The organism is Mucilaginibacter sp. HD30, from assembly GCF_054061755.1.
On record NZ_JBSSEO010000001.1, the window covers coordinates 2,054,776 to 2,081,264 of the forward strand.

The window sequence follows — 26,489 nt, forward strand, 5'->3', positions numbered from 1 at the left end:
CATTATTTAACAGCGCATTTATTTAAATTAGCGCCTGCATAATTTTAAACTCATGGCAAAACCTTGCTTCCTTATCTTTAAAACAGCAAAATTCTCTGTTGTATTACTTAGTGTTGTCTTTATATTGCTGTCGGGGTTTGATGCAAAGGCGCAATATTTCGGTCAAAATAAGGTTCGCTATAAAAAACTCAAATTTCAGGTTTACAAAACTCCGCACTTTGAAATATATTATTACTTAAAAAACGATAGCCTTGTTAAACGCATGGCGCAGGAAAGCGAGCTTTGGTATACCCTGCATCAACAGGTTTTCCGCGATACATTCAAAGTTGCTAATCCTATCATTTTATACGCAAACCATCCCGATTTTCAACAGACAACCGCAATTGAAGGAGATATTGAGGTAGGAACAGGTGGTGTTACTGAAGGGCTGAAAAACCGTGTGGTGATGCCGGTTATGGAAAATAACCACGTAACCCGCCACGTGTTAGGGCACGAACTGGTACACGCGTTTCAATATCATGTGTTACGTGAGAAAGGTGAAGAATTTGAGAATCTGGAGAACGTGCCGCTATGGATGATTGAGGGTATGGCCGAATACCTCTCTCTCGGTAAAAAAGATACTTACACGGCTATGTGGATGCGGGATGCTTACCTTAATAATGACATTCCCACCATCCGGGACCTTACTGAAAGCAGTAAATACTTCCCTTATCGCTACGGCGAGGCCTTTTGGTCGTTTATAGGTTCAACTTATGGGGATACTGTTATTGTGCCGTTCTTTAAAAACACAGCGCGCTACGGGCTTCCTTATGCCATAAGACGAACGTTTGGTTATGATGATAAAACCTTATCTGAGCTTTGGAAAAAATCAATAGAAGCCACTTATAAGCCCTTTTTAACCGATACAGTACAGAAACCAATAGGCCATATTGTAATAGACGAAAAGAACTCGGGCAAAATGAATGTAGCACCATCTATTAGTCCAGACGGCAAGTACATGGCTTTCCTGTCAGAAAAAAGTCTCTTTGCTATAGATCTCTTTTTAGCAGATAACCGAACGGGGCGCATAATTAAAAAGCTCACAAGCCGGGTATCTAATACGCACGTGGATGAGTTTAACTTTTTAGAATCAGCCGGAACCTGGTCGCCCGATGGCAAGAAGTTTGCTTTTAGCATATTTAGCAAGGGCCGTAACCGCATGCTGGTGGTCGAGGTACCCAGCGGCAAGGTATTGTATAATGTGTCGATGGAAAAAGCTGAGCAGTTTGGTAACCTGTCGTGGTCGCCTACCGGCAATCAGATCGTTTTCCAGGGAATGTCTGAAGGGCAAAGTGATTTGTACGTTTATAACTTCGATACAAAAAAAATCACCCAATTAACTAACGACAAATATTCTGATTATCAGCCAAGTTTTTCCAGAGATGGCAAAAAAATAGTGTTTGCTACAGACAGGGCAACTTATGATAAAAGCCTATCGCAAGCTATAACATTTAACCTGGCTATTTATGACACAACTACCGGGCGGGTGACCGATTTGAACGTATTTAACGGAGCTAATAACTTAAACCCGCAATACTCTTCGGATGGCTCTGGCATTTATTTCCTGTCTAACCGCGATGGTTTCCGCAACCTTTACCTTTATAACGTGGCCAGCGGGCAAGTAAATCAAATGACTAATATGTTTACCGGTATAAGCGGGATAACCGATTTTTCGCCGGCTTTAAGCGTATCTGCCAGCGGTGATGTGGCGTACTCTTACTACCGTGCCCAAAAGTATAACTTATACACCGCAAAAGAATCTGATTTTTCAGCGGTGGCTGCGGATCCTGCGCAAACAAATTTTGCGGCGGGCACACTTCCTCCGCCACGCTCGGTTGGTGTTGATCTTATCAATTCTAATCTTAATAATTACCTGTTATACCCAAGAATACCGGCAGACTCTGTTAAAACAGTTAAATACCGGTCTAAATTCAAAATGGACTATCTTGCCAGCAGCGGAGTGGGCGTATCCGTAAGCTCATTCGGCAACACTGGTCTGGCCAGTGGGGTACAGGGCGTTTTTAGTGATATCCTCGGTCGTAACCAGATCTATGCGGGCCTGGCTGTTAACGGCGAATTGTATGATTTTGGCGGACAGTTTATGTATATAAACCAGGAAAGCCGCTGGAACTGGGGAACAGGTATATCACATATCCCCTATCGGTTTGCTACTTATAGCGCGGTAGCCACCACTTACAATGTAAATAATAAACCAACGCCTGCGATTGAAGAGCGATATGACATCGTCCGCACCTTTCAGGATCAGGTTTCGCTATTTACTTCCTATCCATTCAACAAGGTTCACCGTATTGAATTTGGAACGGCGGCATCGCAATACTATTATCGCGTTGACAGGTACAGCACTTACTATGATACCAACAACTATTACCTGGGTTACGATAAGAAAAATATCAGTACAACAGACTATAATGCAGATCCGGCTAACGGTGGCATAAACCTGCGGACCTTCCGTATCTTTCAGCTAAGCACTGCACTTGTAGGCGATAATTCCTTTTTTGGTGTGGCAGCTCCGTTAAGCGGTTTCAGATACCGGGTGGAAGCAGCCTATAACGTTGGAAGCTACAAATTTTTCGCGCCTACAATTGATCTGCGTAAATATGTTCGGGTGGCCCCTGTAACTTTTGCTATGCGCTTGTATGGATACGGCAGGTTTGGCAAAGCAGATGCACTTTACCCGCTGTTTTTAGGGTATCCTTTCCTGATGAGAGGGTATGAATCTCAAACCTTTTATAACGGCAATGGCAGTGGGCAACCCAGCAATGGTTTTACTATAGACCAGCTTTCCGGCTCGCGTATAGCGGTGAGTAGCTTTGAGGTAAGATTGCCGTTTACCGGCCCCGAAAAGCTATCACAAATAAAATCTAAGTTCCTTTTCTCAGACTTGAACCTGTTTTTTGATGCCGGTTTAGCCTGGAACGCGGGTAACCAAATAAAACTGGGCCTTGCGCCCGACAGGCTGCCAGATGTAAACGGTGTAGCAACGTATAATACTAATCAACGGGTACCAGCCTTAAGTACGGGCATATCATTACGTGTTAACCTTTTTGGCGCCTTTGTATTAGAGCCTTACTTTGCGTTGCCACTTAACCGCACGGATGTAAAGAAACCTGTATTTGGAGTGGGCTTTACACCAGGCTGGTAGTGGTTTTTGAGGTATTACAGATTCGCAGTCTGTATTTTTAAATTGCATATATAAAAAGTCGATATGCCTTTCTTATCTAAAATATCTCTTCCACCTTTATCTGCTGGCTATCTGCAAAATATCCCGAGTTTAAATAAAGGCTTAAATCTGAAACTTAAATCAAACGTTTCTTTTTTTGTTGGAGAGAATGGATCGGGTAAATCGACGTTGCTGGAAGGCATTGCCGAGCAATGTGGTTTCAGCCTGCGCGGTGGCAACCGTAATCACAATTTAAACACAGGTTGGAAATTTGATGGTTATGAAACACCTTTAGCAGCGGTGTTACAACTACTGTGGACACCGCGCAGAATTACAGAAGGATTTTTTATGCGGGCAGAAAGCTTTTTTAATTTCGCATCATACATTGACGAATTAGCTGAGGAAGAGCCAAACCGGCGCATACTTAATGCGTATGGTGGCAGGTCATTGCATGAGCAATCACACGGTGAGTCTTTCCTTGCTTTATTTACCAATCAATTTGAATCGGGCATCTACTTGCTTGATGAGCCAGAGGCCGCACTTTCCCCGGCGCGTATATTGGCTTTTATGTCTATTATCAATCAATTAGATAAAAGTGGCAGGGCGCAGTTTATCATTGCCACCCACTCGCCGATGTTGATTTGTTACCCGGATGCTACTATTTATCAATTTGGCGAAAGCGGCGTACAAGAAACCACTTATGAGGATACAGAGCATTATTACCTCACAAAATCGTTTCTTAACAACCCATCGTCGTTTTTGCGCCACTTGAATGAAGAATAAAAAGCGGGTTAACAAAACTGTAATAAAGTCAGGACTTATTAAAAGTTTCTATATATAACTCTTCAACCTTTGTTCGTGCCCATTGCGTTCTGCGCAAAAATTTGAGGCTTGATTTGATTGAGGGATCAGACAGGAAGCAATTTATGCGGATACGATAACCCAACTCGGCCCAACCGTAATGAGCCACCAGATCATTCAATATCATTTCGAGGGTTTTGCCGTGAAGGGGGTTATTGGCCTGTTGCATTTAACGAAATTACAAATTTAGGGGCATCTTATAGGGAACCAAAAGTCAATAGCTTTAATTCTCCAATTCGGCGATTGTTTTTTTGGCAGAAGCCAGCCTTATTTTTTTATTTTTTTCGACCATTTTATTGGTGATCCAATGCTCTAACTTATGATGAATTGGAATTAAAAGTGCAGCCAGGCATACCATAAAAAGCAACATTAAAACCGGCGAATGGTGTGTTAAAGTCCCTATGAAAGGGTGTATCAATAAATTGATAAACTCAAACACAATAAGTAAGGAAAGAATACCTAAAAATTTAATGGTGCCTTGTGTGGCAATTACAGAATGGCTGAACATTAAAAACAGCAAAGCAAATATTACCAAAGCAATAGCTATCGCTACATATTGAAGGTTTTGCGCATGCTCTTCTGCTTCTAGTTCTTTAGCAGCCAGCAAACTTTCCTGCCGCCTGGCTTCGTCAAAATTAAGGGCCATTATTTGTTGCAGTTTCTGTCCGTTATTAAAAGTATCTCTCAATGCGTAAGCAATCCGCGTATATTTTAATGCACTATCAGCATTTTTATTTTCATACAACTCACTTAGATCAAGCGCAGGTTGAAGATTGTCGACCACAAAACCCTTTTTCGCGGTGATTAAACTCTTATAAGCATAGAAAAATGCGGAATCTGTTTGGCCCAGCGTCCTAAAAAACCGGGTATACGCATTATATACTTCTAATTTGTCAACCGGGTTAAGAACTTTATTGTTACTCAGCCTATCTGCTATGCGAATATACTCCAGTGCAAGTCCATTGTTTCCTAACCTGCGTTGGATAACAGAAAGTCTGATCAACAATGACCCTTGCACTTGGGTAAAATTTTTAGTTTTCGCAATACCATACCCTTTTTCCGCATAATAAAGTGCCGAATCGACCTTTTTGGCCCGGGCGTAGTACATGGAAAGATTTAAATACTCAAAACACAAGAAAAGATGATCTCCTGCTTTGGAAGAATAAGTTTCGGCTTTTTGTTGTAATTCTTTATACTTATAAGATTCTGTCTGCGCCAAGCCGAGGTTTTGATACGCGATACCCATAGCTTGGTCATTACCGGTTTCTTCTGCAATCTTTAATGCCGATAATAACAACTTCGCGCCTTGAACGGTGCTCCCTGCGTTTAAAAAAATATAGCCCAATTCTGCTGTCGCAATTGCTTCTCCAACACGGTCCTTATTTTTTTTGGTTAAGGCCAACACCTTTGATGCGCTTCAGTAGCTTTAATCTCCCCTATTTCGCCGGCAGTAAGAAATACGTCATACATCCGCCTTATGCGGGCGGTATCTGTTTTTTGTTTATAGATCAGGTTAATTAAGCTGTCCGTACGCTGGCTGTAACTGTTTAGGGAAAATGATAAGGCGAAAATCAGTAAGATTATCTTCATATAATTGCAATCGTGAGCGGCAATCCAAAGATATTATATTCTTTAACTTATCATAAGGTATGTTAACATTTCTTCGACTCTATTGTAAAATAAAAACGCCTCCAAACAATCGCGTAGGTTAGAAAAAGCTCTCTCATAATTCTACCTTTACCCAAAAATTACTTATGAACTGGATAATCGTCATAATCGCCGGATTATTTGAAGTAGCCTTTGCATCCTGCCTGGGTAAGGTTAAAGAAACATCGGGCACAGAAATGTATTGGTGGTTTGGGGGCTTTGTGGTTACCATGGCTATAAGCATGATATTATTGGTTAAAGCAACACAAACCCTGCCGATAGGAACAGCCTACGCAGTATGGACGGGCATAGGCGCTGTTGGAACTGTAATTATGGGAATAGTTGTATTTAAAGATCCCGCTACATTTTGGCGTTTGTTTTTTATCACTACACTGATTGGTTCAATAATAGGTCTGAAGGCTGTTTCGCATTAAGCTGTAAAACAATTATTTTGTTAATAATCTGTTAGTTTTACGATAACAGCAATAGTTTAAATTAATTGCACAAACTAAACAATATGCTTAAGTACGAATCTAAATTCGCGGGTTTTGAAGGCGATGTTACCACACCCAAAAATACTTATAATATGCTGGTGCTAAATTTTAGCGAAAACGAGCTTCAGTTGGCTGAAAAGCTTTCGAAACATGTGGCCCATTGGCTGGACGATAAAATGGATACTATTAAAAAATTCGCTGCTTCAAACCTTTTGTCGCTGAAAAACGGAGAGTGGCTGGACGAGGATGAAGATATCGTAGCGGAAGAGGACTTTATAAAAAGAATTGACTTAGAGGGAGTGACCGCCTATGCTGACGGAACCTTTGTGGTATACTTTCTTGATAACGATCTTTTTTTCGGACATACAATTAGCGTAGATGTTAGCGAAGATTTCACGTTAACAGAGGCCTCGATTTAAGGTTATTTACAAGATTTACGGTTTTTAAACCGGATGGCGCTGATAAATTACCCCATACAAAAAGAGGTGTTTATACTTACAAACGATCGCTTCGTCATTAAGTATAAACACCTCTGTGGTCAGCATGATATTGCCTTTTCAGTGTACCCCCCGTCAGAGTACTATTTTGCAGGCAAAATATGGTCACATCGTTTTATTTTACCGGATTTCCTTCCATATCCAATTCTGTTATAGGGTAACCCAGTTTTTCTAATCCAGGTTTAATTGATGCCTTATCGCCAACAACAACAATCACCATATTTTCTATAGGCAGGTATTTTTTAGCCAGCGCATTTATCTCTGCTTTAGTAATGTTTTTAAGTATTTCGTCCTGCGTTTTGATGTAATCGGTATCCAGGTTATATCTGGCAATATCATCTAAAAAATAAGCTTTCTGCAAGGCTGTTTCATAATCAAGTGCCTTGGTCTGCCCTATCGCATTTTTAACAAAGCTTAATTCCTGGTCGGTAATACCCTGATCCCTGAACCGGCGTAACTCGGTCATAAATTCATATACGGAGCTATCGGTAACATTACCCCGAACACCCGCATAAGCTAAAAACTGCCCGGTTTTTTCAGTGCCTGAGAAATAGGAACCCGCACCATAAGTATAGCCTTTGTCTTCGCGTAGCTTCAGGTTCAGCCTGCTGTTAAACGCCGCTCCCAATACGTAGTTCATTAGGTTGGCTTTGTAATATTCTCCGGTGGCATCAAAAGGCAACGCAAGGTAGCCTATTCGTATCTCTGATTGCGGAGCTTTGTCTTTATTTACCAAATACAAACGAGTATTTGGCAACGCTGTGCCTGCGCCAATTTTTGGCAAAGTAATATCGGCACCCTGCCATTTTTTTAGAAAACCTAATTTAGCTGTTATAGCAGCCTGACTCATGTCGCCAACTACAACAAGGTTGGTAGCCTCCGGTGAATAATTAGCTTTATAATAGTTCTTAACATCGTCAAGGGTAATAGACGATACAGTTGCAACGGTACCTACGGATGGCACAGCCATTATATTTCCATCGCCATATAAAGTTTTTGCGAACGCAATATTAGCTAATGCCGAGGCATCGGTTTGTTGGTTTTTGATCTGCTCCAGTCGCTGCTTTTTCAGTCGATCAAAATCAGCCTGATCAAAACGGGGATGAAGCAAACGTTCTTCCAGCAGCTCCAACGTTGCGTCAATATTACGTGTGAAACTATAAACACTTACATATGCACGCGTAGCATTGCTGCTAAAAGAGATGGTAGAGCCCAACAAACCTAAACGTGTACTCAATTCCTCGGCCGTGTAACGTTCTGAAGCCTCATTTAACATCTGTGCCGTAAGCGATGCCAGGCCAGATTTTGCAAGTGGTTCCAATACATGCCCACCTTTGGTTGAAAACAACATTGTTACCGAAGGTATCTCGTCGCTTTTGGCACCTATTACAGTTATACCGTTAGTGGTTTTGTCCTTCCAGATAGCAGGCAATTTTACCACAGGGTTAGCTCCTGAACCAGGTTGCTTTTTACGGTTAAAGCTATCTTTTGCCTTAACATATTTTAAGCCGCTGTATTCGTCTTTAGGGGCTTTATAATTTGAAGCATCTATTTTAAAATTATCGTCATGGGCCACTTCTTCGGGTTTGCCTTTAGGGTAAACACTTAAAATAACTGCATGCTTGCCTTTAATATACGTGTTGAACACGCGCATCACATCTGCTTTTGAAACTGTTTGATAGCGTTTCAGATCTTTTGGATAATAGTTGGCGTTGCCTGTTAAAGTTTGGTAGTTGGCCAGGTTTGAAACTTTGCCGGATACGCTGGCAAGTTGGTTGATCATCCGCGCTTGCTGGGTAGCAATAATACGTTTGGCAACCTCGTCGCTCACGCCGGTTTTTTCAAACTCATCAAAAGCAGCACGCACAATTTTTTCCATATCTGCCAATGTTTGTCCCGGAGCAGGCACAACGCCGATAGAAAATTCTCCCGCAAGTTCAGTGCAGGGATGACTGGCAGTGGCCGACAATGATTTTTGATTTTTTATCAAATTTTTATACAGGATAGAGTTCTGTCCCTGTCCTAATATTTCGGCCAGCATGTCAAGCGGCACTTCGTCAGGGTGATAAGCGGGCACGGTAGGGAACGTCATCATCAGACGCGGAAAACGCACATTATCCTCATAAGATATATACCGATCTGCCGTTAACACCGGAGCAGGCAATTTCATTGTACTTACAGCCGGACCACGTTTTATAGGGCCGAAATATTTTTCCGCCAGCTTTACTACTTGGGCAGGCTTTACGTCGCCACCAACTGTAAGCACTGCATTGTTAGGTCCGTACCAGCGTAAAAAGAAATTTTTCAGATCGTTAACGTTGCCTTTGTTCAAATCTTCAAGGTAACCAATGGTCATCCACGAATAAGGGTGGCCATATGGGTATAGAGCAGCCGAGGTTTTTTCGCCCATTAACCCATACGGGCGGTTATCATAATTCTGACCACGCTCGTTCTTCACCGTGGCACGTTGTATTTCAAATTTTTGCTGTGTAACAGCATCAAGCAAAAACCCCATGCGGTCGGCTTCCAGCCAAAGCATTTTCTCCAATTGATTATTAGGCACGGTCTCGTAGTAATTGGTACGATCGCGATTGGTGGAGCCATTATTGGTACCACCTGCCTCGGATATGATCTTGAATAGTTCCTCATCGGCAACATTGTCTGAGCCCTGAAACATCATGTGTTCAAAAAAATGCGCAAACCCCGATTTGCCAATCTGCTCTCGTGCCGAGCCTACATGGTAGGTTACATCAACATGTACCAACGGATCAGAGTGATCCTCGTGAACAATAACAGTTAAGCCGTTAGGGAGTAGGTATTTCTCGTACGGAATGGTAAGCTCGCCGGGTTTACGGGTAACTTTCTCTACCAATTTAGCCTGCGCCTGGCAATCAAGCGTACCCAGGTAAAGTGGGGCAATACAGCATAGTAATAGTCTTATTTTAGACATCGTAAAATAAATCAATTATGGGGGTTAATAAATGAACAGTTAATGTGTGTTAAAACTATGGAAAATCGTTGAACTTAACAATACAACAGGACAAGTCAATGCAGAAATAAGACAGTCAAGAAAAAAAGTAAAAACATGACAAACTACTTTGAAAAACAAAGTTCTTTTATATATCTTTGCTTCCAAATTAAACAATCACCAAAAATGACACACGCAAATAACTTAACAGCACAACCCGGCCAAACGGGTTCATTAGTAAAACGCATGCTTATAGGCACAGGTATTGGCCTGGTAGTGATAGCTATATTTGTATTACCTGTAAAACATGCCCGAGCAGAATGGGGACAATTATGGATGTTAAGGCCGTTTATCATCACTCCCCTGTCGGGTGCTATGGGTGGTTTAGTGGCTCATTTTATGATACGTTTACGTAACACATATGCGTGGAACAAAACCCTTACTTTTTTGCTGACTGCAATTATTTGCACCGTTGGCTTATGGATGGGTATAGTGTTAGGTTTAGCCGGTACATTATGGAACTAAACCATAGCAACATGAAAGACGACATGCTTTCTAAAATGGACCACCCGGCTCATTTAGAAAAGATGTATCGCGCCAACAAAGCCCCTTTTAAACGAACCTTTGATGTGATTTACCCTGAGCTTAAAGGCAACCCGCTGGCCGATTTTTGGCACGAACGACTTAACTACGAAAGCGATGAGATAAACTGGGGCACCCGTGGCGAACTGCAATTTATTGTAGTGATAGCTCTTATAGCCGGTTTAATAGCCAAGCTACCGCATTTTTTTACTATAAATGAGGAGTTCTTTTACCCCCGCAATATAGGCTTCATAGTTTTCCCCTTTGTTGCCGCTTATTTTATTTGGAAGAATAAGTTATCCGTTGCAAAAATAGCCATATGCGGCGCAGCTATGCTTGCCGGGCTGGTATTCATCAATCTTTTACCTAATGTAAAAACAAGCGATACGCTGTTATTGTCCTGCATTCACCTGGTACTGTTTCTATGGTGCATTACGGGTTTTGCATACATTGGCAACGCTGCCAGCAACGTAGAAAAGCGCCTTAACTTCTTAAAATACAACGGCGACCTGATTGTAATGACGGCGCTCATTTTAATAGCAGGCGGAATAATGAGTGCTATAACGGTGGGTCTGTTTTCGCTTATTGGTTTACGTATTGAGGAGTTTTACTTTAAAAATGTAGCCATATTCGGCCTTGCGGCGGCACCAATAGTCGGCACGTTTCTTACTCAAACCAATCCGCAATTGGTAGGTAAGGTGTCGCCGGTAATTGCCCGCATCTTCAGTCCGCTGGTAGCTGTAATGCTGGTTGTTTATTTAGTTGCGATAGTATACTCCGGCAAAAACCCTTATAATGATAGAGAGTTTCTGTTGATATTTAACGCCCTGCTCGTTGGCGTGTTAGCCATAATTTTCTTCTCAGTTGCAGAAACATCAAAGGCAAACAAAACCCAGGCAGAAATATACACACTTGTATTTCTATCTGTTGTAACCATCATTGTAAACGGCGTGGCACTATCTGCTATACTATACCGTATAACAACCCTGGGCATTACGCCTAACCGACTGGCAATTATGGGTGGCAATATATTGATCCTGATAAATCTTGTGCTGGTTACCGTAAGCTTTTTCAGAACGCTAACCAAACGGACAGAGATAAGCGAAGTGGGAAAAGTGATATCCGCTTATTTGCCCGTTTACTTTGTTTGGACCATTATAGTAACTTTTATATTTCCGCTGATCTTCAGCTTTAAATAAAACCATCCAAAACTGAAAAGCGCCGTCCTGATAACAAGGTACGGCGCTTTTTGCTATCCCCCGCACAACCCCCTTTTGGTTAAAATAAAATTCTTCCATTTGTAGCACAGTGCCGTTTCAATACGTTTCATTGGTGACTTAAACAAACCACTATGAAAAAATTTCTATTTGTTTGCTTTGTAATATTTGTAGCGGGTGTAGGCTGCAAAAAAACAAATATCGGCGGCGGCAGACTTTGCGGCTGCTCGCCTATACAACAACCAGAACTGATGTTAGTTATCAAAAATGCTGCGGGGGTTGATCTGCTAAGTGATAAAAATATAGGGTATTACGCCAAAAATAATATACAGGTATTTAAAAAAGATGCAAACGGAAATGCTGTGCAGCTTGATTTTTATATCAGGCCAACTTTCTCTTACGGTAACGAAAACTTCCGCTTTAACACTTTATTTGTTAATGGCTTAAGCACAATAAGACAATCAGGAGAAAGTATATTCCTCAAACTAGGTAGCGACCCCGCTTACGAACTCAAATTACAGTTTAACGGTACCCAGCCTAAAATAGACAAGCTTCTTATCAATAACAACGAAGCAGAGAAAGACAACGGCACTGTAGCACAATACGCCAATATATTTTACCTGACTAAGTAGTTTTAAACACGAAATTTCTATAGCTTAAAACATTAAATTATTTTTTTGCATTATTACGGCACATACCTGTTTATGAGCCAGCAAAAAACTGTAGCCGTAATGGACCTCGGCACCAACACTTTTCATTTACTTATTGCGCGGGGCACAGCGGCTTCTTACGAGGAGATAGTGCACAAAAGCTTACCTGCTAAATTAGGTGAAGGTGGCATCAATAAGGGTATTATTGTTCCCGCCGCTTTTAACCGTGGTATTGACGCCATGCAGCAATATGAGCAGGATATTGCCAACAGCAGTGTTGATAATGTGCGGGCCGTTGCTACCTCGGCGCTGCGCAATGCAGCTAACGGACAAGAATTTATTGATAAGGTACATTCATTAACAGGCATCAATATAGAACTGATAAACGGCGAGCAGGAAGCAGCTTACATTTATAAAGGTGTTAAACTCGCCGGCAGCCTTGGCACAGCAACCTCGCTTATTATGGATATTGGCGGCGGTAGCGTTGAGTTCATTTTATGTAATGCCGATGAGATTTTCTGGAAACAAAGTTTTGAGATAGGTGCCGCACGGTTAATGGATAAGTTTCATCAGGTTGATCCTATCCCCTCCGCATCAATTGCAGGCCTTCACAGCTATCTGGAAGAGAAACTGGCACCGCTTTTTGATGCAGCTCAACGATACAATGCGTCAACCATAATAGGCTCGTCAGGCGCGTTTGAAACCTTTGCCGAGATTATTGAACTGGACAAACGCAACCCCTTTGATCTGAAAAACATCAAAAATTACACATTTCAAACTGAAGAACTAATTGCCGTAACAGATAGGCTTATCTCATCATCGCACCTGCAGCGTAAAAGTATGGAGGGCATCGTTTCCATTAGGGTAGATATGATAGTGGTGGCATCATTACTTACCCGCTTTGTTATGGATAAGATCAGCGTCAACAATGTTCAGCTTTGTACTAATTCGCTTAAAGAAGGCATTTTGGCCGATCTATTTTAGCGGGAATAAACCTGTTTTTGTATATTGCTATCCTTAACTGATACGCATGAAACTTAAACTCTTCGCTCTGCTGGTTTTACTTTGCAGTTTTTCCTTAACACAGGCTCAACGCAGGGCTCGTAATACATCCAATGATACCATCAGGTCTAATTATAATCCTTCGGCTTTGTTTGCGCCACCGTTCTATACAGAGAAGGGTAATGAGTTTCATTCGGCCAATGGCGAGCCCGGCCCTAAGTACTGGCAAAACCGCGCCGACTATGTGCTAAAAGCAAAAATAGATACGGCAAGCAAGCTGCTCACTTGTGCAGAGAACATAACCTATACCAACAACAGTCCGGATGCTTTGGGGTACTTATGGCTGCAAATGGACCAGAACACTTATAAAAAAGATGCCCGGTCTAACTTTGTTACCGGCAACCAGCCTAAGGCTGACCAGCATACAGATGGTTATATCATTGAGTCGGTGTCCATTTCGGTTAATGGCAAGGTGCAGAAAGCTAATTATGTAATTACAGATACCCGCATGCAAATCCGTCTTCCATCAGCTTTGGCAGCAAAGGGTGGCAAGATCAATCTGCTGATCAATTATCACTACACTATACCCGGCGCCTTTGGCGGGCGTACAGACTATACCCAAACAAAAAATGGTACCATCTTCGAGATAGCACAATGGTTTCCGCGCATGTGTGTTTATGATGACTCGAATGGTTGGGATACACTCCCTTTTTTAGGCAGCGGCGAGTTTTACTGCGAGTACGGCGATATTGATTACCGGGTAACTGTGCCTTGGGATATGATAGTTGCAGGCTCCGGTGAACTGGTTAATCCTGCGGAGGTGCTAACCGCCAAACAGGTAAGCCGCCTGGCAGCTGCCCGCAACAGTGACAATACAGTTATGATCCGTACTTCCCAAGAGGTTACCGACCCAGCGTCGCGGCCGGTAAACAAGGGTACGCTAACCTGGCACTTTAAAATGCTGAACACTCGTGATGTTGCCTTTGGCGCTTCGCGGGCATTTATATGGGATGCGGCAAGGATAAACCTGCCGGGTGGTAAAAAGTCCATTTCCATGTCGGTTTACCCGGTGGAGAGCGCGGGCAACGATGCCTGGGGTCGGTCTACAGAGTACCTAAAGGGTGCTGTAGAGTACTTCTCAACCAAATGGTTCCCCTACCCTTACCCGGCGGCTATAAACGAAGCAGGGATTGCTGGTGGTATGGAATATCCGGGCATTTTGTTTGACGGTATTACCGACAAAGGCAAGGAGCTATTTTGGGTAACAGCGCACGAGATTGGTCATAACTGGTTCCCGATGATAGTGGGGTCAAACGAGCGCCGCTTTGCCTGGATGGATGAAGGATTTAACACCTTTATAGACGTGTACGCTTCTGATGTTATCAACAAGGGTGAGTACGCTCCCAAGCGCGATGGCGAATACGCACCCCGCGGTGGCAACCCGGCAGACGAGATCATCCCTGACATAATTGATCCGGCATCGCCTGCTATCAATACTTACCCTGATGCCATACCCGAAAAGTACCGCCACCCCCTCACCTATTTTAAGCCTGCTTTTGGTTTGATACTGTTGCGTGAGCAGATCTTGGGTAAAGACCGTTTTGACTACGCCTTTAGCAACTACATACGCAAATGGGCCTATAAGCACCCCCAACCGGAGGACTTTTACCGGGCCATGGAGAACGCAGCCGGCGAGGACCTTGCCTGGTATTGGCGGGGATGGTTCCTGAACAATTATAAGCTGGATCTTGCCCTGATAAGCGCGAACTATGTTGGCGGCGATGCCAAAAACGGCATACAGGTGGTGGTTGCCAATAAAGAAGCTATGGCCATGCCTTTTAGCATTGAGGCCAAACTAAAGGACGGCACCAAACTGCGCATGAAACTGCCCGTTGAAACCTGGATGCAGAACAAGGCCACCACGTTTGTGATACCTACAACATCGGCAGTAGAGAGTGTTAGCATTGACCCTGATGCTGCCCTGCCGGATGTGAACAGGAAGAACAACAGTTTGATGGTTAAGTAGCGTTTTGTCCCACTCGTGTGTGAGACAAATTGGGACACGTGGGACAGTCTTTCTAATAAGCAACTGGCCGTAAGTTGCTTAGCATTTTAACGTGGGACAACGTGAGACTACTTATAAGTCAGGAAGATTAGCTGTAAGAATCGGGTAATTATTTGGTAACGAATAGCTTATGAAAATGCTGTTTTTTGTCCCAAACAACGTAAGAAGATATCTAATAATAGTGTTAGTCTAATTTGTAAATCCCATATCCTTAAGTACGCACTGAAGGTTAATAATTTATTGTCATATCACAAATGCAACTATTAAAGTCCGGGTTAAAATCCGGATTACTGGCAAATCAAATAAGCTATATTTAAATAAATTAGATTAATATGGAAAACTCAAAACCGGCGCCAATAACCGTAGACCCTACAGGCGGGAAAATATTATCAGTGGTGGGCGATAACTATCGTGTACTTGTATCCGGCAAGCAAACTAACGGTGCATTTGCCACTATCGACATGCTGATACCTCCACAACATGGCCCGGGACCCCACTCTCATGCTGATTTTTACGAAACCTTTTACGTGGTTGACGGTGATGTGGAAGTTCATTCTGAAGCCGGGGTCTATTCGGCAACAAAAGGCTCCTATGTAGTAATTCCCAAAGGTGGCGTAGTGCATTACTTTAAAAATGTAAGTGATGAGGTAGCACATTTGCTTTGCACTGTTGTGCCGGCCGGTTTAGAAGAGTTTTTTGAAGAAATAGGCGAACCTGTTGCTGCCGGTGAATTTATTCCGCCACCGCCAATGACGCCGGACGCTTTAAAAAAGCTTCTGACTGTTGCGGAAAAACATGGGCAGGTAGTTTACCTTCCGGATTTTTTGGATAAGAAGTAAAGATGGGTGATTTTCCAATTCGAGCGGGTTAAAATTAACGGAGATTAACAACAAAGCCCCTTTCGGGGCTTTTATTATTTTAAACTGTCTATCGCTTCCTGTTCTTTCAGCGCGGTAATATTGTTCTTATCGCTGAATTTGTCTGTTTGCTCTGCAAAGTCTTCCATTAATCCTGCTATTGCATCAAGGTTATCGGCTATACGCTGGTGCATATCGGGCAGCACTTTTTCTAATCTTTTATCGCCCAGGTCAATATTGTCTACTTCTATTTTACCCAGCTTTTGCATGATAGCTTGCTGACTGTTCCTTAAGTCTTCCAACTCGTGGACTATTTTCTCCATCAAACCAAATTTCTTTAACGTATCCATAAGTATGTATTTAAGTTTTATTATAGTTGTAACCCTATAAATGCTTTTTTGTTTAAAATTTGCAAATCTCAATTTTAACTAATATTTTAGTTAAATGAAATTAACGTTCACCTCCCTCCTGATATTTATTACATTTTATACCGCCTGTTACGCGCAGCAAACTCGCAAAACAGACGATGGATTACTGTTAGAATATTACCAAAGCAACCGCTTTGCTGACGCTTTTAACTACCTAAAAACCGTCTACACCGAGCCAGTTACCGATGTAAAAGAACTGTCGCGCATGGCTTACACGGCCTCCATGTCGGGGAAACTGCCCGAAGCTGAGGTTTTTTACCAGCGTATGTATGATCGTGATACTACAGATAAAACCTCATTGTATAACATGGCAGCTATTAATCAGAGGCGTGGCAATGCCATGCGGTCTGAAGCATTTTACAAAAAGTATACTTTATTGGATAGCAGCAATTTTGGGGTTTATAAGCAATTGGCGCAACTGCGCTCACTAAAAGGGGATGTAGCGGCGCAGATAGTATACCTTCAAAAAGCCAATAAACTGGATTCTACTGAATTTGACGTTGCATCAGATTTAAGCGACCGTTATGTACAAATGAAATTGTTGCCATTAGCCGAAAAGGTGCTGATGCCTGCCCTGGCTGCCGACCCTGAGAATTTGATATTGCTGCGAAGCCTGCTATCGCTTACTTATGAACAAAAGAAATGGAAGCTGGCGATACAAACCGGCGAACAGCTATTGCAAGCAGGTGATAACTCTGTATCTGTGATTAACAAATTAGGTAAGGCCTATTATAATGTTAAAGATTATCGCTGTGGCCTTGAAACATTACTGGGGCTCCCTGAGCAGTTACAATCGGAAGCGACGGCATATTTTACCGCACTTTGCTTTAAGCGTTTAAATGACCAGAAAAATGCGATAGTTTATTTAGAAAAGGCTGTAAAGCTAAGCATATCAACCAGCACCAGTGCATACTACGGCGAAATGGCAGACAGTTACGAAAATCGCGATCAGCTCACCAAGGCTTTAGCATCCTATCAAAAGGCTTTGCTGTATGATGACTATCCGCTTACTTATTATTATCTGGCCAATTTATACGATGTTAAGTTGAAGGACCCCAAAAGCGCGCTTAAATACTTTAAAAAATACATTGCATCAAAACCGGACGGAGAGAAAGAAAAGGATTACATCGCCTACAGCAAAGCCCGTGTTGATGTTTTAAAAACAGCGCATTAGTTAGCGTTGCATTAAGCGCGCAACGTATTTGCCAATAATATCAAACTCAAGGTTTACTACTGATCCTTCACGTACGTTTTGCAGGTTAGTGTGCTCATATGTATACGGAATTATGGCTACAGAAAAACTGTTGGCTTGTGAATTAACTACCGTTAAACTAATGCCATTTACGCAGATAGAACCTTTTTCAACAGTTACATTACCCAAGGCAGCATCATACTCAAAAGTATATTCCCAGCTGCCCCCGAGCGCTGCAAAATAGGTGCAAACAGCCGTTTGATCTACGTGCCCCTGCACAATGTGGCCGTCTAAACGTGCATTCATCTGCATACAGCGCTCCAGGTTCACAGCGTCGCCCACTGCAAAATGGCCAAGACTGGTTTTATTAAGGGTTTCAGCAATAGCTGTCACGGTGTGCTTACCATCGGCAATGCCAACCACTGTTAGGCAAACGCCGTTATGCGCAACAGACTGGTCTATTTTTAACTCGTTTGATATAGCAGATTCAACCGTAATATGCAGGTTGCCCTGCTCATGCTGTAAATTGCTTATTGTACCTAAAGTCTCTATTATTCCTGTAAACATTAGCCCCCCAGCCCCCTAAAGTGGTAGCATAGTTTCGCAAAATTAATTATATTGACGACACATTTTACTAAAAGCTGCTATATGCCTAAGCAAAGCGCCGGAATTTTACTTTACCGCAACATCAATAATCAATTGCAGGTTTTCCTGGTACACCCGGGCGGGCCGTTCTTTAAAAATAAAGATGCCGGTGCCTGGTCAATTCCCAAAGGCGAATTTGGCGATGAGGAAGACCCGCTATCGGCTGCTAAACGCGAGTTTTTAGAGGAAACAGGCCAGCCCGTTGATGGTGATTTCGCCAAACTATCTCCTATAAGGTTAAAAAGCGGCAAAACGGTTCATGCATGGGCCGTTGAAGGAGATATAGATCACGATACGATAGTGAGTAATGTTTTTGAAATGGAATGGCCGCCACGCTCGGGCAAGATGGCCGGTTTCCCTGAGATAGACAAGGCCGCTTGGTTTGATGTTAATGAGGCGGTTGTAAAGGTGAACGAAGCGCAGGTTAAGTTGATTGATGAATTGATTAGGATACATTCGGCAAAATAAATTTGTCATTCCGAGCAATAGCGAAGAATCTTATAAAACTGGTAGGTAACGCGCAACCCTGCCGCGAGATTGGCAGGCGTATAAGATATTTCGCTATCGCTCAATATGACAACGTATCTTTCCACCCCTAATTATCATGCTCAAACAAGCGATTACGAGATCCTTAAGCCCTTTTCTTCTTCAATGTCAAAACAGTGATTTCCGGCCAGATGCCCAATCTGCCCGAAAAAGCTAAAAAGCCAAAACCACGGTTAACATACAAATAGCGATTTTTCTGATTGATCAAACCGGCCCAATCCAGGTAGCGGTATTGTACAGGGCTCCATCTTATGCCCGCCACTTCTACACCAAACTGTGCACCGTGCGTATGCCCGGATAAGGTAAGATGAATATCAACGGGGTTATAACGTACCTGCTCTTCCCAATGTGTCGGATCGTGCGAGAGTAATATTTTAAATGCGTTTTTGTCAACACCAAGCATGGCCTTTTTCAGATCGCCGGCTTGTTTAAAGCCCTTACCCCAGTTCTCAATACCGATAAGTGCTATTTTTTGTCCGCCTTTTTCTATTTCGAGATGCTCATTCAATAACAAGCGAAAACCAAGATCTTTGTGGTGCAGTTTCAATTTATCAAGGTTGGCCTCTTTATCCTTCGGGCTGTCCCATTGTACATAGTCGCCGTAGTCATGGTTTCCTAATATGGAGAATTGGCCATACGGTGAGCGCAGTTTGCTAAAGTTATCAATGTATTGCTCAATCTCGTCAGAGTGGTTGTTTACCAGGTCACCGGTAAAGACAAACAGATCGCTTTTTTGAGCTTGAGCCAAATCAATGCCTTTTTGCATAGCGCTCTCGTTATCAAAACTACCGGCGTGTATGTCAGACAATTGAGTAATGGTAAAGCCATCGAAAGCTTCGGGCAGCTCGTCAAAATAAATAGTTTGGCGGTGTACCTTATAATCGTATTTTCCTCTTACTATCGCATATAAAAAACCAAAAAATGGGAACGCAGCAAGAAGTACTGCCAGCTCGCTTATAAATTTGCGGCGACCCGGAAAATGTGTTTTAGCACTTGGTTCGGCAATTAAACTGTAAAGTCCGACGAAAAAACCACCCAGATCACCCAAACCAAGCACAATAGAAAACACCAGCTTGGTTACAAAAAAGGCCAGGAAAAGGCTAAGCATCCACTCGTTAAAATGGCTCATGCCCCTGGTGCCGCGCATGGTGCCGAAACTTATTAAAAATACTATGGTAACGGTAACAGATAAAAGCGGAAAGCCATAAGTAACCAATGCGCGGGCCAATTGCGACTTCCAATCGTTAGTAAGAGTTTTAAGACCCGAGAATACATACCAATCAAAAATGAAACTTATTACTGCTATAAGCAGGAAGATAGAAAAGAAGCCGCCTCTACGCATAAATGGAACTATGTTTTAAACCGCAATTTAAAAAAGGAAAGCTAATCTGTATGTAAAATTCAGGTATAGACTAAAATAAAAATTCCCTGCTAAATGGCAGGGAATTTTTATTTCATTTTAATACTGACGGGGTGGAGCGTAACGATGTTCGCGGTCGCGATCGTAATCGTTGTGGCCGTAATGACGATAACGATCGTTGCTGTAATTTCTCACTCGTTTTGGATGGCGCTGTATTGAGCAGCCGGTTGCTAAAACCGTTATAATTAAGCCAGTAATTGCTATGGTATTTATAGTTAACTTTTTCATGATAGGAGCTTTCTTTTACACTAATCTCTCTATCATTTAAACTATAAACCTACCCTAAGGTTTAATTTGCCTGGCCTTTATTGGCTTAGCTGCCACACGGCTTATCAAAATATATAATGCATTCAATATTATAAATCCTACTAAAAGAAACCCGCAATTAGTCATTACCCTTGCATAACCCAATTCTGTTACGTCTAAAAAATTATATGGATAATAGCCGGTAAACGCGCCGCGTATAAGTATGTAAATAGTGTATATAAGCGGGTATACCAGCCATAAAAGTGTATTGAGCCACTTTATTAGGGTTTTATCAATCAGAAACAGCCAGAAAATGATAAATGCAATAGGACTTATAATATGAAAAATATCGCTTGTTACCTTAAAAAGAGCTACGGGATGAAACTGAGTGCGCAGCATAAAGTGGTATACCAGGCCAACTATGGTGATGTAAGCCGCCATAGCGCCGATAACGTGAGGTGCTGCAAAAAAACGCCCCCATTTTGATTGCGGTTTTAAAACCAGCAAACTCAATAAAAGCGCCAGCAAAAAATTGGTTTGGATAGTGAAGTAACTTAACAGTTGCACTATAGCGCCACCCAAAGTGCGGCCTTTTTCAAGATAATCAGGTATGGAAATGTAAAATTGAAGTACAATGCCAAACCATAAAAGGATGGCAAGCAGTGCCGCAAATGTGAGCTTGAGTTTAATTTTCATTTCTTCTTTTTAACTCGTTTTTCTGTGGCAGCCTGCCAGGCGGTTGTTAGTGCATCTTCCAGCATATCCTGCCGTGCGGTGCTCAGTTCAAAAAATGTGCAACCCTGCAGGCCCCATTTATTGGGCACAGGATAGATAACAGCCGGATCAAAAGCCGAGAACACAGATTGATCAATAAGAGATAATTTAACCATTGCACGCTGCTCCGGCACCCAAAGTGTAGCGAATGTGCGCTTATTGGCCCTGAAAGCGGGTTTACCAAAATGATCATATTCTTCCGTACCCGGCAGGGATAATGCAAACTGGCGTACGGTATCAATGCTGATCATAAGGATATGGCTTAACAGAGATAAAGATAAAAATTAAAGCGATAAACATATGTTAACAGCAGAAGTCATAAAACACAAAAAGGCCCTCAAAATTGAGAGCCTTTTACTTTTCTGTTCTTTGTTATTAATATCTTCTGTATGAAGAGTAGTACGGTTGGTTAACGTAGTAACGATTGCCACCTCTGTAACGTACCGCCTGGCGGTATCTTGCAGGGCCACGGTGAGCTACCACAACGGGCCTTCTGTAGTATACTACTGGTCTGTGGCGCACAACTACCGGCCTGTTGTATACTACCGGCCTTTCATAAACTACGTGGCGTGGCGCCGGTGTACCAATTTGTACGCCCACCCTTACCTGTGCTTCGGCTGCCTGAAATCCTAATGCTAATGCTATTGTTGCTATGGCTAATTTTAAAGTTTTCATGATCATATTTTTTAAATATCTCAATCTTGTTGTTTGTATTATTGAGACAAACCCAACAGCGCAGGGTTTAACAAATACATACCCGAAAGCTATAATTTACTGTTAAACAGCAGTATAAAAATTAAAAAAACTAAATAATTGCCTAAAAACAACCCATACAGCCTATTGATATGCGTTGAGTTTATTCCGCAACAGTCGCATTTCTTCATGGATATCTTCCAGCCGTTGCAGTAAATGGCTTATGGCTTCTATACCTGCCGTGTTTATTTCCAGTTCGTTGTGCAGCCGCGTTAGCCGCTCTAGTTTTTGCAGTTCGCTTTCGGGTATGTAGTAGTCCTGGTTAACTACTGTTACTTCAATTAGGCCCGCTTGCTGTAACTCGGTAATAAAGGTACCTCCACTTCATGGTAAATGCAAAACTGCTTAGCTGCTATTAAATTATCTGTTCTCATAATGGCTTAGTTTTATGATGATTTAGACAGTTCTTCAAATAATTGCTTTTGTTTATCGCTTAGGTTGGTGGGAATTTGCACATCGTAAGTAATATACAGGTCGCCATGCTGGCCTTCTTTTTTGTAAACCGGCAGGCCTTTTCCTTTTAATTTAACCTTTGCGCCATTTTGCGTTTCGGGTTTTACGTTTAGCTTCACTTTACCGGTAAGTGTGTCTATGGTCAGTTCTCCACCAAGCACAGCGGTATAAACATCAATTTTTGCAATAGCAAACAGGTCGGCCCCCTGCCTGCGGAAGCGTGGGTCATCGCTCACTAAAAATTTTATAAAGAGGTCGCCGGCGGGGCCGCCGTTGGCGCCCGGTCCACCATGGCCCGCAATTTTTATAGTTTGCCCGTTTTCAACACCCGCAGGTATGGTAATGCGGATGTTCCTTCCGTTAACAGTAAGTGTCTGTTTATGGGTTTCGGCTATTTGGGTAAGGTTTAGCTGCAGTTCGGCATTAAAATCCTGCCCACGGTACCGGGCTTGCCGCCCCCTGCCTGCTCCACCACCTCCGCCAAACATGGACTGGAAGAAATCTGAAAAATCATCGCCGCTGCCAAAGCCATCAAAATCAAATCCCTGAGCACCGCCTCCCCCATAACTGCGTTGCTGGCTTTGTTGCTGTTGCCGGGCCTGATCATAAGCTTCGCCGTGTTGCCAGTTCTCGCCATATTTATCGTATTTCTTGCGCTTTTCGGGGTCAGCTAATACTTCGTTGGCTTCATTAAGCTGTTGAAATTTCTTATTGGCTTCGGCGTCGTTAGGGTTAAGGTCAGGGTGATACTTGCGCGCGAGTTTTCGATACGCGTTCTTTATATCTTTATCTGATGCTGTTTTATCAAGCCCTAAAACCTTATAATAATCAATAAATGCCATAGCTGTTTAGTTGTAAATACTAAACTTTAAAGATAGCAGAATGGTTTTGATTATAAGTGACGAGAAGCACAGTATTACCTGTCGGTTACACCGGCGCGGCCGCGTTTTACATAGTTGCGGATATCCAAAACTATACCTGCAAAAAAGTAAAATATCAGCGGAAAGCCAACTGCTAAAAACGAAGAGTAAATAAAAAAAAGCCTGATCTTGGAGATAGAAATATTAAAGCGCTCGCCTAAATAAGTACAAACTCCGAAGGAGTGCCGTTCAAAAAAAGTGATCAGTTGTTGTAACATAATAATCAGGCTAATTTTAAGATCTTATTTCCAACGCTGCATTGCAGGCATTTTTTATAATTACAATAATAATTTTTCAACTCTAACAGCGCCTGCGATTCAAACGCAGAGCCTGCTTTAACACCTAACGAATTAAAATCAGCAATGATCTGATTTTGTTCACCCGGCAAACTTTCCAGCAGTTTTAAACTACGATCAATGTAGTATTGTTGCTGATGATGCTTACCGTAACTAAACAAAAATACAGCTAAAGTATTTAAAAGTAGCACATTAATTGATGCCACACCCAAATTTTTGGGAGAAGGTTTAGAAATTTTATCAAAACGGTATCTGTCGTCCCAATAAGCATTCACTTTTATTCCATCAAACAAGTCACCCAGGGTTCTTACATCCCTGATATCAAGCACTTTTGAAAACAGGTGATTGGAGTTAACTATTAGCGCGGCAAACTGAGCCAACCGTATAGTAGGGAAGTTTTGCGGTCGCAGGCGCATAAACTTCCACAGATGTTTTTCTATGGGCGTTAGGTGGTACTTTTTGCGCAGAAAGGCGTACTCTTGTTTTAATTGCTGTGGGTATTCATCTTCAAAATCATCTTCCAGCATACCTGCCTGCCCAAAAATCAGCGCTTCAATTTGCAGCGGGTTACTTTTGTTTTTGGCCAAAATATTTTGCGGCAGCGAACGCGCCATTAATTCAAATGGAAGCGCATTTGTTTTAAAGCCAAAATTGGCCGCTAAAAACCTGTAAAACGTTTCTTCCCAATCGCCACGGTTAACTTCCAGGGCCGCAATTACTGTCGCTGATTTTTTCTCCAGCCTTTCAATCAATACGCGTGTAAACCAGGTGCGCAGGGTAAAATCATCTAACTTGCCTATACTGCGTTCGCACGGAATAATTGTTTTCTCGCCATAAACCAGGTTGTGATATTTGATATATAAATCTTCAGGAATACGGTTCTTTAGTTCAAGCGTAGGCACACTACGACCATCGGTTAAAACAAGCGGTGTGTCATCGCGATAAACTACATGGAGAATAACGTTATTATAGGCATCGTCTGTAGTGTGATTGTGTTTTTGCCAGTCTGACGAATTAATGTGGATCTCTATGTTGCCCGCCCAGGTGGTTTCCCCTATGCGGATGCGACCATTATGAAAATCGGGACCTGAATCAGTGTTATGTAACCCTGCAGAATAGATCTCCAACTCATCACCATTAACGGTTTGCAACGCGGAGCGTTCAAACAGCCGGAACTTCCATATATAGTGCAAAAAATCCTCAGTGATAAGCATATTGCTAAGATAGTTAGTTTTTATTTAAATCAAATATCAAATTTTGCCACAACTTTAGATAATATTGTTGCCACCTTAACACCTAACAGGAATTTAACATTGGTTTAATACATCAAACTTAGCTTTGCATCATTATTCAAATGATGTACTACCACGCCGTTCTTTTTTCATTGACTAATAAGATCAGTTAATAATAAAGAGAGCTGCAAAGGCTCTCTTTATTTGTTATTGTTTTTTAAAATGATGAAAATACTTTACGCAATACAAGGTACCGGCAACGGGCACCTAAGCCGTTCAATGGATATTGTACCGCTGCTGCAGCAAATGGGCGATGTTGATGTACTGGTAAGCGGCAACCAGGGCGATTTGAACCTCCCCTTCCCGATAAAATATAAATTTAATGGCTTCGGTTTCATCTTCGGAAAATCCGGCGGTGTAGACTTGTGGAAATCTTTCTTAAAATCGCGTTTCCGCAAGTTTCTTAAAGAAATAAAAGAACTTCCGATTGATAAATACGACGTTGTTATTAATGATTTTGAACCCGTATCGGCCTGGGCTTGTTACTTGGCGGATAAGCCCTGCATTGGCCTAAGTCATCAGGCAGCAGTTTTGGGCGATAATACGCCAAAAACGGAAGAAACGGATATGATTGGAAAGCTTGTGCTTAGAAATTATGCTCCGGTATCTGTGTCTTATGGCTTCCACTTTAAAAAGTTCGACAAGAAAACCTTTACTCCTGTAATACGGCAACAAGTACGTGAGCAACGCATTAGTAATAAGGGCCATTATACCGTTTACCTGCCCGCTTATGATGACAAGCGGTTGATAAAACGCCTCTCGGAATTTAAGGATATTCATTGGGACGTATTCTCCAAACATAACAGTAAGATAAAGCAGCACGGCAATGTATTTATTCAGCCCATTAACAACAAAGCATTTATAAAAAGCATGGCCGAGAGCGAGGGCGTGCTTTGCGGTGCAGGTTTTGAAACACCAGCCGAAGCATTATTTATGAAAAAGAAATTGCTGGTGATTCCCATGAAAAACCAATACGAACAGCAATTGAACGCAGCAGCACTAAAAGAAATGGGCGTACCCGTTATTAAAAGCCTTAAGCCCAAACACAGCGAAACCATTTTAAACTGGCTGAACAATGGCACTACTGTTAAAGTAGATTATGCCGATAATACCCGCGAAATTTTAGAAATGATCTTCAAAACTCATGTGCAAACCGAGCAATAATTAAAGGGGAAGTATCTTAACCTGCATGTAGCTGGCCATAAAAGCAAAAAAGCCACCCACCAAAGCGGATGACTTTTTATAGCTATTTAATACCCCTATTAAAATAACCTACGGTAAATCTCGACATTAATTTATTTGCAAACAAAGCCTATTACCATGTTTTTACAAAAACTGACTTATAAGTCAGTTTTTGTAACCTGTAAAGCAAAACGTTCTGAAAATGCCATTGGCGATTTTTAATTAAAGTTTTTTTATAAAAAACATCACCATCAATTCTTGTATGGGTTGATTATGTTCTAT

The 26,489-nt window shown here is 42.1% G+C and carries 28 protein-coding genes; 13 read left to right on the forward strand and 15 right to left on the reverse strand.

Translation table 11 applies throughout. From position 1 onward, the window contains the following. Positions 1 to 52 precede the first annotated feature (52 nt). Both ACVW2L_RS09935 and ACVW2L_RS09940 read left to right on the forward strand, forming a co-directional pair. Positions 53 to 3,202, forward strand: a complete 3,150-nt coding sequence (locus ACVW2L_RS09935) for a tolB protein precursor (protein ID WP_457127807.1) — start codon at positions 53 to 55, stop codon at positions 3,200 to 3,202. A 63-nt stretch (positions 3,203 to 3,265) separates the two neighbouring features. After that, positions 3,266 to 4,003 (forward strand): AAA family ATPase, encoded by a 738-nt coding sequence (locus tag ACVW2L_RS09940; protein WP_457127808.1) that lies wholly within the window; start codon positions 3,266 to 3,268, stop codon positions 4,001 to 4,003. 28 nt (positions 4,004 to 4,031) lie between these two features. On the opposite strand, the gene ACVW2L_RS09945 is transcribed toward ACVW2L_RS09940, so the two are convergent. Genes ACVW2L_RS09945 through ACVW2L_RS09955 form a run of 3 tightly spaced genes read right to left on the reverse strand, consistent with a single transcriptional unit; the run spans position 4,032 to position 5,671 of the window. Then, complete coding sequence (locus ACVW2L_RS09945; protein ID WP_457127809.1) at positions 4,032 to 4,250, reverse strand: VF530 family protein; 219 nt, start codon at positions 4,248 to 4,250, stop codon at positions 4,032 to 4,034. Positions 4,251 to 4,304: 54 nt separating this feature from the next. Further along, positions 4,305 to 5,486, reverse strand: a complete 1,182-nt coding sequence (locus tag ACVW2L_RS09950) for a hypothetical protein (protein WP_457127810.1) — start codon at positions 5,484 to 5,486, stop codon at positions 4,305 to 4,307. Continuing rightward, positions 5,474 to 5,671, reverse strand: coding sequence for a hypothetical protein (locus ACVW2L_RS09955; protein ID WP_457127811.1), 198 nt, complete (start codon positions 5,669 to 5,671; stop codon positions 5,474 to 5,476). Before ACVW2L_RS09955 ends, ACVW2L_RS09950 begins: the two co-directional genes overlap by 13 nt. 164 nt (positions 5,672 to 5,835) lie before the next feature. Between ACVW2L_RS09955 and ACVW2L_RS09960 the strand changes: the two genes are divergently transcribed. Together ACVW2L_RS09960 and ACVW2L_RS09965 are read left to right on the forward strand one after the other, a co-directional pair. After that, the gene (locus tag ACVW2L_RS09960) at positions 5,836 to 6,162 is read left to right on the forward strand and encodes a DMT family transporter (RefSeq protein WP_457127812.1); all 327 of its coding nucleotides are present in this window, start codon (positions 5,836 to 5,838) and stop codon (positions 6,160 to 6,162) included. An 83-nt stretch (positions 6,163 to 6,245) separates the two neighbouring features. Then, positions 6,246 to 6,641 (forward strand): DUF2262 domain-containing protein, encoded by a 396-nt coding sequence (locus tag ACVW2L_RS09965; protein WP_457127813.1) that lies wholly within the window; start codon positions 6,246 to 6,248, stop codon positions 6,639 to 6,641. 193 nt (positions 6,642 to 6,834) lie between these two features. On the opposite strand, the gene ACVW2L_RS09970 is transcribed toward ACVW2L_RS09965, so the two are convergent. After that, positions 6,835 to 9,669, reverse strand: coding sequence for a M16 family metallopeptidase (locus tag ACVW2L_RS09970; RefSeq protein ID WP_457127814.1), 2,835 nt, complete (start codon positions 9,667 to 9,669; stop codon positions 6,835 to 6,837). A 204-nt stretch (positions 9,670 to 9,873) separates the two neighbouring features. On the opposite strand from ACVW2L_RS09970, the gene ACVW2L_RS09975 reads away from it, so the two are divergent. From ACVW2L_RS09975 to ACVW2L_RS10000, 6 genes are all read left to right on the forward strand, one after another. Then, positions 9,874 to 10,212, forward strand: coding sequence for a hypothetical protein (locus ACVW2L_RS09975; RefSeq protein WP_457127815.1), 339 nt, complete (start codon positions 9,874 to 9,876; stop codon positions 10,210 to 10,212). Then, a complete protein-coding gene (locus ACVW2L_RS09980; RefSeq protein WP_457127816.1) occupies positions 10,203 to 11,468 on the forward strand; it encodes a hypothetical protein in 1,266 nt (421 codons plus the stop codon). The genes ACVW2L_RS09975 and ACVW2L_RS09980 overlap by 10 nt, the downstream gene beginning before the upstream one ends. 152 nt (positions 11,469 to 11,620) lie before the next feature. Continuing rightward, entirely contained in the window at positions 11,621 to 12,118 is a 498-nt protein-coding gene (locus tag ACVW2L_RS09985) for a hypothetical protein (RefSeq protein ID WP_457127817.1), read from the forward strand. Between the two features lie 72 nt (positions 12,119 to 12,190). Beyond that, a complete protein-coding gene (locus ACVW2L_RS09990; protein ID WP_457127818.1) occupies positions 12,191 to 13,120 on the forward strand; it encodes a Ppx/GppA phosphatase family protein in 930 nt (309 codons plus the stop codon). Between the two features lie 46 nt (positions 13,121 to 13,166). Further along, complete coding sequence (locus ACVW2L_RS09995) at positions 13,167 to 15,164, forward strand: M1 family metallopeptidase (protein ID WP_457127819.1); 1,998 nt, start codon at positions 13,167 to 13,169, stop codon at positions 15,162 to 15,164. A 371-nt stretch (positions 15,165 to 15,535) separates the two neighbouring features. Then, on the forward strand, positions 15,536 to 16,042 hold the full coding sequence (locus tag ACVW2L_RS10000) for a cupin domain-containing protein (protein ID WP_457127820.1): 507 nt from the start codon (positions 15,536 to 15,538) through the stop codon (positions 16,040 to 16,042). 74 nt (positions 16,043 to 16,116) lie between these two features. Here the strand turns inward: ACVW2L_RS10000 and ACVW2L_RS10005 are convergent, their stop codons facing one another. Beyond that, positions 16,117 to 16,410 (reverse strand): hypothetical protein, encoded by a 294-nt coding sequence (locus ACVW2L_RS10005; RefSeq protein ID WP_457127821.1) that lies wholly within the window; start codon positions 16,408 to 16,410, stop codon positions 16,117 to 16,119. 94 nt (positions 16,411 to 16,504) lie between these two features. On the opposite strand from ACVW2L_RS10005, the gene ACVW2L_RS10010 reads away from it, so the two are divergent. Beyond that, entirely contained in the window at positions 16,505 to 17,662 is a 1,158-nt protein-coding gene (locus ACVW2L_RS10010; protein WP_457127822.1) for a tetratricopeptide repeat protein, read from the forward strand. On the opposite strand, the gene ACVW2L_RS10015 is transcribed toward ACVW2L_RS10010, so the two are convergent. Further along, a complete protein-coding gene (locus tag ACVW2L_RS10015; RefSeq protein WP_457127823.1) occupies positions 17,663 to 18,247 on the reverse strand; it encodes a riboflavin synthase in 585 nt (194 codons plus the stop codon). An 81-nt stretch (positions 18,248 to 18,328) separates the two neighbouring features. On the opposite strand from ACVW2L_RS10015, the gene ACVW2L_RS10020 reads away from it, so the two are divergent. Then, complete coding sequence (locus ACVW2L_RS10020) at positions 18,329 to 18,793, forward strand: NUDIX domain-containing protein (protein WP_457127824.1); 465 nt, start codon at positions 18,329 to 18,331, stop codon at positions 18,791 to 18,793. 163 nt (positions 18,794 to 18,956) lie between these two features. Here ACVW2L_RS10020 and ACVW2L_RS10025 read toward each other — a convergent pair whose 3' ends face one another. From ACVW2L_RS10025 to ACVW2L_RS10065, 9 genes are all read right to left on the reverse strand, one after another. After that, entirely contained in the window at positions 18,957 to 20,213 is a 1,257-nt protein-coding gene (locus ACVW2L_RS10025) for a metallophosphoesterase (protein WP_457127825.1), read from the reverse strand. Positions 20,214 to 20,330: 117 nt separating this feature from the next. After that, positions 20,331 to 20,519: a hypothetical protein gene (locus tag ACVW2L_RS10030; RefSeq protein WP_457127826.1), complete on the reverse strand. Its 189-nt coding sequence runs from the start codon at positions 20,517 to 20,519 to the stop codon at positions 20,331 to 20,333. A 54-nt stretch (positions 20,520 to 20,573) separates the two neighbouring features. Continuing rightward, entirely contained in the window at positions 20,574 to 21,233 is a 660-nt protein-coding gene (locus tag ACVW2L_RS10035; RefSeq protein ID WP_457127827.1) for a Pr6Pr family membrane protein, read from the reverse strand. Then, the gene (locus tag ACVW2L_RS10040; RefSeq protein ID WP_457127828.1) at positions 21,230 to 21,562 is read right to left on the reverse strand and encodes an MmcQ/YjbR family DNA-binding protein; all 333 of its coding nucleotides are present in this window, start codon (positions 21,560 to 21,562) and stop codon (positions 21,230 to 21,232) included. Before ACVW2L_RS10040 ends, ACVW2L_RS10035 begins: the two co-directional genes overlap by 4 nt. A gap of 124 nt (positions 21,563 to 21,686) precedes the next feature. Further along, positions 21,687 to 21,986 carry a hypothetical protein gene (locus tag ACVW2L_RS10045; protein WP_457127829.1) on the reverse strand — a complete coding sequence of 100 codons (300 nt, stop codon included), beginning with the start codon at positions 21,984 to 21,986 and terminating at the stop codon, positions 21,687 to 21,689. Positions 21,987 to 22,148: 162 nt separating this feature from the next. After that, positions 22,149 to 22,373: a chaperone modulator CbpM gene (locus ACVW2L_RS10050; RefSeq protein WP_457130195.1), complete on the reverse strand. Its 225-nt coding sequence runs from the start codon at positions 22,371 to 22,373 to the stop codon at positions 22,149 to 22,151. 77 nt (positions 22,374 to 22,450) lie between these two features. Further along, a complete protein-coding gene (locus ACVW2L_RS10055; RefSeq protein ID WP_457127830.1) occupies positions 22,451 to 23,359 on the reverse strand; it encodes a DnaJ C-terminal domain-containing protein in 909 nt (302 codons plus the stop codon). Positions 23,360 to 23,433: 74 nt separating this feature from the next. Next, positions 23,434 to 23,655, reverse strand: a complete 222-nt coding sequence (locus ACVW2L_RS10060; RefSeq protein WP_457127831.1) for a PspC domain-containing protein — start codon at positions 23,653 to 23,655, stop codon at positions 23,434 to 23,436. A gap of 5 nt (positions 23,656 to 23,660) precedes the next feature. Next, positions 23,661 to 24,947, reverse strand: a complete 1,287-nt coding sequence (locus tag ACVW2L_RS10065; RefSeq protein WP_457127832.1) for a DUF2851 family protein — start codon at positions 24,945 to 24,947, stop codon at positions 23,661 to 23,663. A 240-nt stretch (positions 24,948 to 25,187) separates the two neighbouring features. Here ACVW2L_RS10065 and ACVW2L_RS10070 point away from each other — a divergent pair, with 240 nt between their 5' ends. After that, entirely contained in the window at positions 25,188 to 26,189 is a 1,002-nt protein-coding gene (locus ACVW2L_RS10070) for a glycosyltransferase family protein (RefSeq protein ID WP_457127833.1), read from the forward strand. Positions 26,190 to 26,489: the final 300 nt, after the last annotated feature.